The organism is Flavobacterium seoulense (genome assembly GCF_000695795.1).
Taxonomy (GTDB): Bacteria; Bacteroidota; Bacteroidia; order Flavobacteriales; family Flavobacteriaceae; genus Flavobacterium; species Flavobacterium seoulense.
Window position 1 is genome coordinate 372,185 of record NZ_JNCA01000001.1, and the last position, 12,380, is coordinate 384,564.

At 34.9% G+C, this 12,380-nt stretch carries 15 protein-coding genes and 1 riboswitch; of the genes, 2 read left to right on the forward strand and 13 right to left on the reverse strand.

All coding sequences use genetic code 11. The features are described 5' to 3' along the window. The first annotated feature begins 163 nt into the window (after positions 1–163). Complete coding sequence (locus FEM21_RS01415; RefSeq protein WP_035656910.1) at positions 164–529, forward strand: DUF3127 domain-containing protein; 366 nt, start codon at positions 164–166, stop codon at positions 527–529. A 50-nt stretch (positions 530–579) separates the two neighbouring features. Here the strand turns inward: FEM21_RS01415 and FEM21_RS01420 are convergent, their stop codons facing one another. After that, positions 580–1,311 carry a phosphatase PAP2 family protein gene (locus tag FEM21_RS01420; protein ID WP_035656912.1) on the reverse strand — a complete coding sequence of 244 codons (732 nt, stop codon included), beginning with the start codon at positions 1,309–1,311 and terminating at the stop codon, positions 580–582. A 91-nt stretch (positions 1,312–1,402) separates the two neighbouring features. Here FEM21_RS01420 and aat point away from each other — a divergent pair, with 91 nt between their 5' ends. Beyond that, entirely contained in the window at positions 1,403–2,044 is a 642-nt protein-coding gene (gene aat / locus FEM21_RS01425; RefSeq protein WP_035656913.1) for a leucyl/phenylalanyl-tRNA--protein transferase, read from the forward strand. A 71-nt stretch (positions 2,045–2,115) separates the two neighbouring features. On the opposite strand, the gene FEM21_RS01430 is transcribed toward aat, so the two are convergent. From FEM21_RS01430 to tsf, 12 genes are all read right to left on the reverse strand, one after another. Further along, the gene (locus tag FEM21_RS01430) at positions 2,116–2,826 is read right to left on the reverse strand and encodes a HesA/MoeB/ThiF family protein (RefSeq protein ID WP_035656914.1); all 711 of its coding nucleotides are present in this window, start codon (positions 2,824–2,826) and stop codon (positions 2,116–2,118) included. A gap of 69 nt (positions 2,827–2,895) precedes the next feature. Next, the gene (gene thiH / locus FEM21_RS01435; RefSeq protein WP_035656915.1) at positions 2,896–4,008 is read right to left on the reverse strand and encodes a 2-iminoacetate synthase ThiH; all 1,113 of its coding nucleotides are present in this window, start codon (positions 4,006–4,008) and stop codon (positions 2,896–2,898) included. A gap of 144 nt (positions 4,009–4,152) precedes the next feature. After that, positions 4,153–4,923: a thiazole synthase gene (locus tag FEM21_RS01440; protein ID WP_035657135.1), complete on the reverse strand. Its 771-nt coding sequence runs from the start codon at positions 4,921–4,923 to the stop codon at positions 4,153–4,155. After that, on the reverse strand, positions 4,910–5,542 hold the full coding sequence (locus tag FEM21_RS01445) for a thiamine phosphate synthase (protein ID WP_035656916.1): 633 nt from the start codon (positions 5,540–5,542) through the stop codon (positions 4,910–4,912). The genes FEM21_RS01440 and FEM21_RS01445 overlap by 14 nt, the downstream gene beginning before the upstream one ends. Beyond that, positions 5,535–6,290, reverse strand: coding sequence for a hydroxymethylpyrimidine/phosphomethylpyrimidine kinase (locus FEM21_RS01450; protein ID WP_035656918.1), 756 nt, complete (start codon positions 6,288–6,290; stop codon positions 5,535–5,537). The genes FEM21_RS01445 and FEM21_RS01450 overlap by 8 nt, the downstream gene beginning before the upstream one ends. Next, the gene (locus FEM21_RS01455) at positions 6,263–6,844 is read right to left on the reverse strand and encodes a thiamine phosphate synthase (RefSeq protein WP_035656920.1); all 582 of its coding nucleotides are present in this window, start codon (positions 6,842–6,844) and stop codon (positions 6,263–6,265) included. The genes FEM21_RS01450 and FEM21_RS01455 overlap by 28 nt, the downstream gene beginning before the upstream one ends. Positions 6,845–6,917: 73 nt before the next feature. Further along, positions 6,918–8,741 (reverse strand): phosphomethylpyrimidine synthase ThiC, encoded by a 1,824-nt coding sequence (thiC, locus tag FEM21_RS01460; RefSeq protein ID WP_035656922.1) that lies wholly within the window; start codon positions 8,739–8,741, stop codon positions 6,918–6,920. Positions 8,742–8,883: 142 nt separating this feature from the next. Next, positions 8,884–9,090 carry a sulfur carrier protein ThiS gene (gene thiS, locus FEM21_RS01465; protein ID WP_035656923.1) on the reverse strand — a complete coding sequence of 69 codons (207 nt, stop codon included), beginning with the start codon at positions 9,088–9,090 and terminating at the stop codon, positions 8,884–8,886. Positions 9,091–9,154: 64 nt separating this feature from the next. Then, positions 9,155–9,250: riboswitch (TPP riboswitch) on the reverse strand. Between the two features lie 88 nt (positions 9,251–9,338). Then, positions 9,339–9,902, reverse strand: a complete 564-nt coding sequence (locus tag FEM21_RS01470; protein ID WP_035656924.1) for a DNA-3-methyladenine glycosylase I — start codon at positions 9,900–9,902, stop codon at positions 9,339–9,341. A gap of 73 nt (positions 9,903–9,975) precedes the next feature. Then, complete coding sequence (locus FEM21_RS01475) at positions 9,976–10,419, reverse strand: lipocalin family protein (RefSeq protein WP_035656926.1); 444 nt, start codon at positions 10,417–10,419, stop codon at positions 9,976–9,978. Positions 10,420–10,508: 89 nt separating this feature from the next. Next, the gene (locus tag FEM21_RS01480) at positions 10,509–11,156 is read right to left on the reverse strand and encodes a queuosine precursor transporter (protein WP_035656928.1); all 648 of its coding nucleotides are present in this window, start codon (positions 11,154–11,156) and stop codon (positions 10,509–10,511) included. Positions 11,157–11,293: 137 nt separating this feature from the next. Further along, on the reverse strand, positions 11,294–12,256 hold the full coding sequence (gene tsf, locus FEM21_RS01485; protein ID WP_035656929.1) for a translation elongation factor Ts: 963 nt from the start codon (positions 12,254–12,256) through the stop codon (positions 11,294–11,296). Positions 12,257–12,380: the final 124 nt, after the last annotated feature.

Consider the following 12,380-nt stretch of genomic DNA (forward strand, 5'->3'; position numbering starts at 1 on the left):
GTTATATTTGTAAAACAAAGTTTTTCTGTAAAGAGTTTTGTTTTTGATTGATTTTGAATAAATTAGTCGAAAGATTAAGTGAAAACTCAAATGAAAAGGACGTATTCTGGTCAAAGAATACTTTTGAAAAAATAATAATTATATAACGATTAAAATAACGAAGATGGAAGTTACAGGGAAAATTAAAGTTGTTAATCCAGAGCAACAAGTTAGTGCATCATTTAGAAAAAGAGAAGTGGTTGTAACAACTGAGGAGCAATATCCTCAACATATAATGATTGAGTTTACACAAGATAAATGTGATTTGTTGAGCAATTATAACATTGGTGAAGCTGTAAAAGTTTCTATCAATTTAAGAGGTAGAGAGTGGGTTAATCCACAAGGTGAAACAAGATATTTCAATAGTATTCAAGGATGGAGAATTGAAAGGTTAGCTGCTGAAGCTCCAGCTGCTCCTATGCCAGCTGCACCGGCATTTGCACCAGCAACAAACCTTAACGAAGACGAACCAGACGATTTACCGTTCTAATTTGAAATAAAAAAGTAAATGAGCCTTGAATTTCAAGGCTTTTTTTATGCTTAAAAATTCGGTTTTATAATGGCACCTATTCCCATTTGATTTCCTATTTGAGGATAAACAAATGCCGAAGTTTTATTTTTTTTTCCAAAACGAAGTTTTTGAAAAGGATTAAAATGAGAAACTAAAATTCCAGAAGCAAGTCCAATTCCTGCTCCAGTCAATACATCAGAAGTATAATGCTTGTTATTTGCCACACGTAAGATTCCTGTAGCTGTTGCAAATACAAAACCACTGCTGGCATACCAGAAATTAGCATCTTTATATTCCTGATATAAAAGTGCAGCATTAGTAAAAGCAAGAGCGGTATGTCCCGAAGGAAAACTCAAACGATCAGAACCATCAGGACGATGTGCTTTTACAGCATGTTTTATCGCTGTAACCACAATATAACTAATCGTATTGGCAGTAGCCAAGTCGATAGTTTGATGTTTAAAGTCGTTTTTTGGCTGAAAGCCTAAAAATTTCCCGGCATAAATTTGCAAAGCAGGAACAAAAAGCGTCGCATCATCTATACGTGTATTGAAATTCGAACCAAAAAAAGATTGAGAATCTTGTTGAATATTTTTGTTTAATTGGCTATTGAATAATATAACTCCAGAACCAATCAAAGCTGTTGGTAAAATGAACGATTTATACGTTAGCTTTTTATGATTACTAATCGAATCAGTTTGTTGCGCATGTGTTTTTTGAATTAAAAAAAACAATAGTACTACCAGTAATATTTTTTTCATTTAAATAAAAATTGAAACTTTTACGAAAGTAACCAAATAAAGTAAATTACATTTGTAAAATGTAAGAGTATATCCTTTTAATGTAAAAGTTATGTATTATCTATCCGAAGATTTGTTTTTTCCGCCAGTGCACTTAGCTCATTCTTCCGGAATTGTTGGTTTTGGAGGTGATTTGTCTCCAGAGCGTTTACAATTAGCATACAATAGCGGCATTTTTCCCTGGTTTGAAGATGGAGAACCTATTACCTGGTGGTCGCCAAATCCCAGAATGGTTTTGTTCTTAGATGAATTGATAATTTCGAAGAGTATGAGGAATGTTCTTAATCGAAAGCTATTCAGGGTAACTTTCAATCAGAATTTTAGAGAAATTATTTCGAATTGTCAGAATGTGAAAAGAGATGGGCAAAACGGAACCTGGATTACTAATGATATGATTGAAGCTTATTGTAAACTGAATGAACTGGGAATTGCTAAATCAGTTGAGGTTTGGCAAGATGATGAATTAGTTGGCGGTTTATATGGTGTTGATTTAGGACATATTTTTTGTGGAGAAAGTATGTTTTCTTTGGTTTCAAATGCTTCCAAAGTGGCTTTTATTGCTTTGGTGAACCAATTAAAAAATGAGAATTACAAACTGCTCGATTGTCAGGTTTATAATTCTCATCTGGAAAGTTTAGGCTGTCGCGAAATAGAACGCGATGAGTTTATGAATATACTTCGAAATCATTTTTAACAGCGAAGATTAAAAAGTTTTTCGCAGAGAAAATAAAGTTTTCCTTTCTTTTGAAGCGGTTGTAGAGAGGATCAAAAGTTCAATTTAGTAAAACTCCAATCTAAAGTTTTATATAAAACCAATTCGTTTTTTAAACCCGGTAAACCCATAATCAATTTCAATGTTTCGTGTGCCATCATGGTTCCAATCATTCCGGGTAAAGTGCCTAAAACTCCATTAAAACTGCAATTTGGCACGTCTTTAGGATTAGGTGGTTGTGGAAATAAATCGCGTAAATTTTTACTTCCCTGATGATTAAAAACAGCTAATTGTCCTTCGAATCCTAAAATACTGCCGTAAACCAAAGGTTTTCCTAAAGTCACGCAAGTATCATTCACTAAATAACGGGTTGTAAAATTATCGCAACCGTCTACAATAATATCAAAATCAGTAATAATTCTCGAAGCATTTTCAGAAGTTAGTTTTTCTTCGAAGGCCAGAACTTGAATTAACGGATTTAGTTTTTCAATCGTTGTTTTCGCTGTTAATGCTTTAGATAATCCTATTTGGTCTTCGGTATATAAAATCTGGCGATGAAGATTGTGAATTTCTATTTTGTCAAAATCTACAATTCCTATGGTTCCTACTCCTGCAGTGGCAATGTATTGCAAAATAGGACATCCTAATCCGCCGGCGCCAATTACTAAAACTTTAGCATTTTTTAATTTGGCTTGCCCTTCTTCGCCTATTTCGGGTAAAATTACCTGACGGTTGTATCTTAAAAAATCTTGTATTACGCTCATTTTAAAAGGTTGTAAGGATCTAAGTTGCTGAGATACTAAGAATCTTAGAGTCTTAGTATCTCAGGAACTTTAAAAATAAGTTCTATCCCAGTCTTTCCAAACGGGTTCATAGCCTTTTTGCTGGATGATATGTGCAATTTCGGCAACCGAACGTTCATCACTAATTTCAAATTGCTCTAATGATTGCGGATCGACAACATAACCGCCGGGATTTGTTTTAGAACCGGCACTCATACTTGTGGTACCAATAGGAATAATGTTATTTCGGAATTTTTCATTCTCACGGGTTGAAATCGAAATTTCCACATCTTCGTTCCATAATCGATAGGCACAAATGAGTTGGGTTAAATCTTTATCATCCATAATGAAGTTAGGTTCGATAATTCCTTCGGCGGGCCGAAATCTGGGGAACGAAACAGCATATTTTGTGCGCCAATAGGTTTTTTGTAAATAATCCAGATGCAGGGCATTAAAAAAACTATCAGTACGCCAGTCTTCCAATCCTAACAAAACACCCAGCCCGATTTTATGAATACCCGCTTTCCCAATTCGGTCAGGAGTATCGAGTCTGAAATCAAAATTGGATTTCTTGCCTTTAGTATGGTATTTTTTGTAAACTTCCTGATGATACGTTTCCTGATACACCAAAACGGAATAAACACCAGCTTCGTGCAATCGTTCGTATTCTTCCTGTGAAAGTGGCTGCACTTCGACAGAAATAATCGAAAAATCTTTTTTGATTTGCTCAATAGCGTTCAGGAAATAATTAATGTTTACAGTATAATTGGCTTCTCCGGTGACTAATAAAACATGATCAAATCCTGTTTTTTTCAGGGCTTCAACTTCCAGTTTTATTTCTGTATCGGTTAATGTTTTACGTTTGATTTTATTGTCCAGACTAAAACCGCAATAGGTACAAATGTTTTGACATTCGTTACTTAAATACAAAGGGGCATACATTTGGATAGTTTTTCCAAATCTTTTTTTAGTCAATTCATGACTCAATTGTGCCATTTGTTCCAAATAGGGTTGGGCAGCAGGAGAAATCAATGCCAAAAAATCATCCAGATTGCGTTTGGTTTTGGCTAAAGAACATTCCACATCTATGGCAGAAGTATTATAGATCTTAGTTTTAATGGTTTCCCAGTCGTATTGATCAAAAACAGATTTGAATGTTATCATTGTTACATTTTTTAGCACGAAAAATTTAACCACAAAGGGCGCAAAGATTTCGCTAAGTTCACAAAGTTTTGTGTTTACTTTTTTATTGACCGCAAAGTATCTCTATTCCGTCTCCCTCTCCTTTGGAGAGGGTTGGGGTGAGGATTACTCATATAAAAATGCTGTCAATGGGCTGGAGGCTACAGCCTGAGTAAATTGTTGCCCGAGTTTAGCTTCGAATGCTTTTCTTCCTGCGATAACAGCTTCTTTGAAAGCTTCTGCCATCATTTTTGGATTTCCTGCTACTGCAATTGCGGTATTTACTAAAACAGCATCGGCACCCAGTTCCATTGCTTTTGAAGCGTCTGATGGCGCGCCAATTCCCGCATCAATAATTACAGGAACTTTAGATTGTTCGATGATAATTTCTAAAAAATCAATCGTCTTTAAGCCTTTATTACTCCCAATAGGCGAACCCAAAGGCATTACTGCCGATGTTCCCGCATCTTCCAGTCGCTTGCATAAAACAGGATCAGCGTGAATGTAGGGTAAAACAATGAAACCTAGTTTAGCCAATTCTTCCGTAGCTTTTAGAGTTTCAATCGGGTCGGGAAGTAAATATCTTGGATCAGGATGAATTTCCAGTTTTAACCAATTTGTTTCCAAAGCTTCTCTTGCCAATTGTGCAGCAAAAATCGCTTCTTTTGCATTTCGTGCACCGGAGGTATTAGGTAATAAATTAATTCTCGGATGTTTTAAATGCGATAAAATAGCATCGGTTTCGGTTTCTAAATCTACTCTTTTTAAGGCAACCGTAACTAATTCGCTCTCTGAAGCCAAAATCGCTTCTTCCATTTGGGTATTCGAACCAAATTTCCCTGTTCCTAAAAACAATCGGGATTCAAAAGTTTTGTCTCCTATATTAAATGCTGACATATAATTTTTCATTAAGTTCATTAATTAATTCTGACGGATTGTTACTTTGGGTAATTAAACCTGAAATCGCAATACCGTGAATTCCGGTTTCCATCAAATCATCTATATTTTCCAGTGTGATACCTCCAATGGCATAAATCGGAATTTCGAAAGCATTCGATTTTAAAATTTCAGTTATCGAATGGTAACCTTGTAAGCCAAGAATAGGACTCAAGTTGGCTTTAGTTTCGGTAAATTGAAAAGGACCAAGCCCAATGTAATTGCAATTTTCATTGATTCTTTGCAGTACATCTTCAATAGTATTAGCCGTTCCGCCAATGATTTTATCGTCTCCTAAAATGGTTCTGGCTTCTTCGATTTTCATATCGTTTAAACCTAAATGAACACCATCGGCATCAACTTTTTTAGCCAGTTCAACATTGTCGTTGATAATAAAAGTGGCCAAATATTCTTTGCATAAAATTTTTACGGCTTCCGCCAAAGTAAAAGCTTCTTCGGGAGTAGTATTTTTAAAACGCATCTGAATCCAGTCGCAGCCGTGATCCAAAGCTTTATGGATATTATACAATTGTTCTTCAATTGTGTTTCCTTGTGAAATGTATTGTAAACGATTAAACATAATGATTTCCTAATTGGGTTGGGTTAGATAATAAAAAGGTTTCAGTGTAATTTTTAGCATTTTTGCAGGCATTTAAAAGATCTTGATCTAATGCTAAATTTGATGTTATCGCTGCTGATAATACGCAGCCTGAACCGTGTTTTTGATAAATATCAGTGTTTTTTGGCAAAAGCCTGAAAAACTGATTTTGAGTATGTAAATAGTCGGTGCCTATTTCGGTAGGATGATGTCCTCCTTTGAGTAAAACAGCACAGTATTTAGAAAGAATTTCGAGGCTAATTTCAGTTTTTTTTTGCGCTGGAATCAATTTCGAAATTTCAGTGTAATTGGGTGTTATTAATTCTGTTTTTTGCAAAATTGTAATTAAATTATTTTGATTTTCAATAGTTAAAAAATCAAATTCAGTAGTCGATTTTAAAACCGTATCCCAAACTATTTTAATTGTTGGCGAAAGTTTTTTAATTAAAAAAACAATTTCTTTTAGGTAATCTAATGAAGGAACAATGCCAATTTTCACGGCTTTGATTTCATAAGAATCGAATAATGTTTCGACAGACTGTAATACAAAATCGAGTGCTGTCCATTGAATAGCAATAAACTCATCTTCGGTTTGAATGGTATTCGCAGTGTTGATAGCAAAACCGTAAACCTGATGCTGTTCGAATGTTTTAATATCAGCCAAAACTCCTGCACCTGCCGATGGATCAAAACCCGCAATACTTAAAACGAAAGGACGATTTGTTGACATAATTTAAAATTTTTGATTGGATTTTCGGTATTCCAAATGGTTCCTAAAAGGGCGATGCCATCAAAGCCTTTTTCTAAAGTCTGTTTACTATTGATTGCCGAAATTCCGCCTAAACCTATGAGTTTTGTGTTGAAATTGTTTCTTTTTTTAATTGCTTCGAATAAGTCTGTTTTCGGAATATAATTTTCTTTTGAAATAGAAGTGAAAACAGGACTCAAAAAAGCATAATCAAAAATATCAGACAGTGTGTTAAATTCTTCGATAGAATGTGTCGAAGTCGATACTGTAAAATCTTTTGCCTTTTGAAAGCTATCGGGTCTATTGGTCGAAGAAAAATGAATCCGATTAATTCCTAAGTCTTCTGCTAAATAATGATAACTATGCAATACCAGTTTGTTGCGATATTCCAATCCAATTGCTGTTACTAAAGTCTTTATTTCAGTTTCAGAAAAGTTAGGCTTTCGAACATGAAATAACTCCATTCCTTCCTCAAAAAGTGAATAGATGATTTTGATTTCGTTTGCTATAGCAGTTGGATTGGATATAATTATCATGATGAGGTATTAAGTATATAGAATTAAGTATCAGGATTTTTTGTCTTAATATTTAATTCTAAAAGTCTTGATTCTAAATATAGATTTCTTTTCCTTGCTCGATAAACTCTTCTGATTTTTCCAGCATTCCTTTTTTAGCTTCTTCTACATCACGGATTTCCTGTGATATTTTCATGGAACAGAATTTAGGTCCGCACATAGAGCAGAAATGCGCTACTTTGGCACCATCAGCAGGAAGTGTTTCGTCGTGGAATTCTCTTGCTGTATCCGGATCTAAAGCCAAATTAAATTGATCTTCCCAACGGAATTCAAAGCGAGCTTTACTCAAAGCATTATCACGGTATTGAGCTCCCGGATGACCTTTGGCCAAATCGGCAGCATGAGCCGAAATTTTATAAGTGATCACTCCGTCTTTTACGTCTTTCTTGTTGGGCAAACCAAGGTGTTCTTTTGGAGTTACATAACACAACATCGCACAACCGTACCAGCCAATCATTGCAGCTCCAATAGCTGAAGTGATATGGTCGTAACCTGGAGCAATATCAGTAGTTAAAGGCCCAAGAGTGTAGAAAGGAGCTTCAGAACAGTGCTCTAATTGCTTGTCCATATTTTCCTTAATCATGTGCATTGGCACGTGACCTGGTCCTTCGATAAAAACCTGTACATCATGTTTCCAAGCAATTTTTGTCAGTTCACCCAAAGTTTCTAATTCGGCAAATTGAGCGGCGTCATTAGCATCGGCAATCGAACCCGGACGTAAACCATCTCCAAGAGAAAAAGCCACGTCATATTGTTTTAAGATTTCGCAAATTTCTTCAAAATGCGTGTATAAGAAGTTTTCTTTGTGATGAAACAAACACCATTTAGCCATAATCGAACCACCACGTGAAACAATTCCCGTAACACGATTAGCCGTTAAATGAATATAGCGAAGTAAAACTCCTGCATGAATGGTAAAATAAGAAACACCTTGTTCAGCCTGTTCAATTAAAGTATCACGGAAAATTTCCCATGTTAAATCCTCGGCGATTCCGTTTACTTTTTCCAAAGCCTGATAAATAGGCACCGTTCCAATTGGTACCGGAGAGTTACGGATAATCCATTCTCTGGTTTCGTGAATATTTTTTCCAGTTGATAAATCCATAATCGTATCAGCTCCCCAACGGCAAGCCCAAACTGCTTTTTCTACTTCTTCTTCAATAGATGAAGTCACTGCACTGTTACCAATATTAGCATTAATTTTTACCAAAAAGTTACGACCAACAATCATCGGCTCACTTTCCGGATGGTTGATGTTGTTTGGGATAATTGCACGACCCGCTGCAATTTCGCTTCTTACAAATTCAGGAGTGATTTTAGATTTTGGTGTATTCGCTCCAAAACTATGTCCTGCGTGTTGGCATTGCATTGCTTTTTGTGCTGTTTCTAATTGTTCGATACGTTGGTTTTCACGAATGGCAATGTATTCCATTTCGGGAGTGATGATTCCTTTTTTTGCATAATGCAATTGCGAAACATTTGCTCCTTTTTTGGCACGCATTGGTTTGTGTAAATACTCAAAACGCAGGTGATTTAGTTTTTCGTCAGCTAGACGCTCTTTTCCATAATCAGAAGAGATTTCAGTTAATTCTTCTACGTCGTTACGGTCAAGAATCCATTTTTCGCGTAAGCGTGGTAATCCTTTTCTAACGTCGATTTCGATATTAGGATCAGTATAAGGGCCTGAAGTATCGTAAACAGTTACAGCAGGATTTTTTTCTACACCGCCTTTAGAAAGTTTAGTGTCAGATAATTTGATTTCGCGCATGGCGACTTTTATCGGGTGAATTTCACCATCGATATACACCTTTGTTGAATTGGGAAAAGGTTGTCTGGATATTTTTTCTTCGTTGTTCATGTTTTTGAAGTTATGAGTTGTGAGTTATCTGTTATGCGTTCTTGTATAACGTTGTTTTTTGGAATTTGGATTTGTTTCCTTGGAATTTAATTATCCAGTCTATAGAATCGAAAGCTGATTACTGCAGTTTGCAAACTGAATACTATCCTCCCTGAGTGGCAGAAATAATTAGAATGTCGTCGGTTTCCTGGATGAGGTGAGAATTCCAGTTGGATTTTGGAATGACGGTATTGTTGATGGCAAGGGCAATTCCGTTTTGTTTTTCGGGAATTTCCAAGTCAAGAAGTGCCTGAACAGTTAAGCTGTCAATGGCAAAATGTTTTGTTTGATTATTGATTTTTAGTTCCATTCCTTAATTTTTTAAATAAAAATTACTTTAGGAATGGCTGCAAAGTGCCCAAAAATGGGACCATGGAAGTCATCTTACTTTTCCCTACGCTAGTATGAACTAGATCAGGTTCAGAGGGTAAAATCTCAGCCTACTTGTGTAGACACCCCTAAAGTGTGAGACAAATGTAATGAAAAAGTTGGAAGTTAGAAGTTGGAAGTTAGAAGTTTAACATTTTTGTGTTAAACGCATCTAAAATTGAACAGTGATTATTGTTTTCTCGTCCAGCAACTTTCGATATGATCATTAACCATTCCTGTCGCCTGCATGTGTGCATAAACAACAGTTGAGCCAACGAATTTGAAACCACGCTTTTTTAAATCTTTGCTAATGGCGTCTGAAAGTGGAGTAGTGGCAGGAACATCTTTGAGACTTTCGGCTTTGTTATCAATAGGTTTTCCGTCAACAAAACCCCATATGTATTTAGAAAAACTGCCAAATTCTTCCTGAACTTTCATAAAAGCTACAGCATTAGAAATTGTCGCACGCACTTTTAATTTGTTTCGAATAATACCCGGATTCGAAAGTAATTCCTGAATTTTTTCTTCGGTATAATTAATGATTTTTTTATAATCGAAATTGTCAAAAGCTTTACGAAAATGTTCTCTTTTTGCCAAAACAGTATACCAACTCAATCCTGCCTGAAAGGTTTCCAGAATTAAAAATTCGAATAAAGTAGCATCATCATAAACAGGAATTCCCCATTCTTCATCGTGGTATTTTCGGTATAAATCGTCTTTTTCGCACCAGGTACAGCGTGTTTTATTTTCCATAATTTTTTAATTTAAAGATATAAAAAAACCTCAAAGTCTTGCTTTGAGGTTTGATGTGATATGTTAGAAAATATTATTTCTTTCTAAGTATTATATACCATATACCTTCTTCGTCAGTTTCTTTTAATTTTAATGAAGAGTCAGTTAATTCAATTATTTCAAATTCATTGATGTCATCTCCATTTTTTACTGTTAATTTATTGTCTTTTTTAGACCAAGTTCCTTCTTCAGTATATTCGTGACATGTAGATTTATTTTCTGCAACATTTTTAGCAGCATTTATGGTAACATCAGAAGAGTAATACCCTGTAATTTTGAATGTCCCTCCGCTTTTGATTTCAAGAACTTCTAATCCACAAGAATTGTTTATCGTTTCTAATGTTGATAAGGTTTCTCCTTCTTGATATAACTCCCATTTTGCTTCGATTGATGCTGAAGAGTTATCATCGTCATTGCTACAAGATGTAATTGTTACTAATGATAATAATGACAAAAATAATAAGTTGATTTTTTTCATGTTACTTTTTTTAAAGTTAATACTACAAAATTAACTTTTTTTTTGAATAAAAAAACTTACACATTGTTTTTTTGTATTTTTTTCGATTATTAATTAGCCTCAATGTATTTTTCAATTAAATGATGTCCAAGATATATTAATGGAGTTAGTGCAATTGCTAATAACAGCTTGAATGAATAGCCTGTTAGCGACATGTTGAGGTATTGACTTGTAGATATTTTTCCGGTAAGCCAAAATGCAATTCCCGATACAATAAAACTATCGATAAGCTGAGAAATTAGTGTGGAACCAGTGCTTCTAAGCCAAATCATTTTTTTACCCGTTTTATTTCGTAAAAACCAGAAAATAGAAACATCGACCATTTGGGAAACCAAAAAGGCAATAATGCTGGCAATCATAATGAATAATCCCTGACCAAAAACGGCATGAAATTGCTCGTCGTTAACGGTTTCTCCAGTAATAAAAGCTGGAATTTTTGTTCCAATAAAAAGAATCAAAATGCAATAAGCAATAAGTCCTGCGGTGATGTAAGAGAGTTTTTTAACGCCGTCTTTTCCAAAATGTTCGTTGATAATATCAGTAGTAATAAAAACGATAGGCCACGGAAGAATTCCAAGACTCATAATAAAAGGGCCAATTTGGATCAATTTTCCACCTATCAATTCGGCTACAATGGCATTGGTAATAAATATTCCGGCAAGAATTAGGTAAACAGTATCTTTTTTAGATTGAAACATTATTTGGAATTTACTTTATCCAAATTTAGTTTCTTTATTTTGAATTTAGTATTGGAACAAAAGTTAAATTCAAAAAAAATCCCATTTCGTTTTCTCAAACGAGATGGGATTTTGTATAAGTGTAAAATCTAGTTAGATTAACCTAAAGTAACTCTTTTGAAACCTGTAATTTCAACATTGAATCCTTTAACGTAATCACCAACTTTTTTACTATCATCTTTGATGAAGTTTTGGTCTAATAACGCTTTTTCTTGGTCTAAAGTAGTGTTGTCAGAGATGAAACGTTGTACTTTTCCAGGAATAATTTTGTCCCAAATTTGCTCTGGTTTACCTTCAGCTTTTAATTCAGCTTTAGCATCTTCTTCAGCTTGTTTGATAACTTCAGGAGTTAATTGAGAGAAAGAGATGTATTTAGGAACATTTTTCAAAGTTTTTCCTAAACGTGCAGCTTCTTCATTGTCTTTTTCGATAACAGCAATACGAGCAGCAAGTTCAGATTCAACGAAAGCAGGATCAAAATCTTTGTAAGATAATGTGTCAGCTCCCATAGAAGCAACCTGCATAGAGATATCTTTTGTTAAAGCTTCAGCGTTAGCAACTGGAGCAGAAATTGCAGTTAAAGCAGCAATTTTGTTAACGTGAACATAAGATCCAACGTAAGCACCTTCTAAAATTTCGAAACCACCGATCTCGATTTTTTCACCGATAACACCTGTTTGTTCGATTAATTTCTCAGCAACAGTAATTCCGTTGAAATCAGATGCTAAAAATTCTTCTTTAGAAGAGAAGTTGATTGCTTTTTCAACTAATTGTTTAGCTAAAGTTACGAAAGCTTCGTTTTTACCTACGAAGTCAGTCTCACAGTTTAAAGTGATGATAGCTCCTTTAGTGTTGTCAGCATTGATGAAAGAAACAGCAGCACCTTCAGAAGACTCACGGTCAGAACGGTTAGCAGCAACTTTTTGTCCTTTTTCTCTAAGGTTTTGTATCGCTTTATCGAAATCTCCTTCCGCTTCAACTAGAGCTTTTTTACAGTCCATCATTCCGGCACCTGTAGCTTGTCTTAATTTATTTACGTCTGCAGCAGTAATTGTTGCCATAATATATCTTGTGTTTTAATGTTAAAAGTAAAAATTCCAACCTTCAAATCCCAAATTCCAACGTTATCAGATGGTTAAAAAATCTGATTTTGGAATTTGGAATTTAAAATTTGGAATTTAAAAG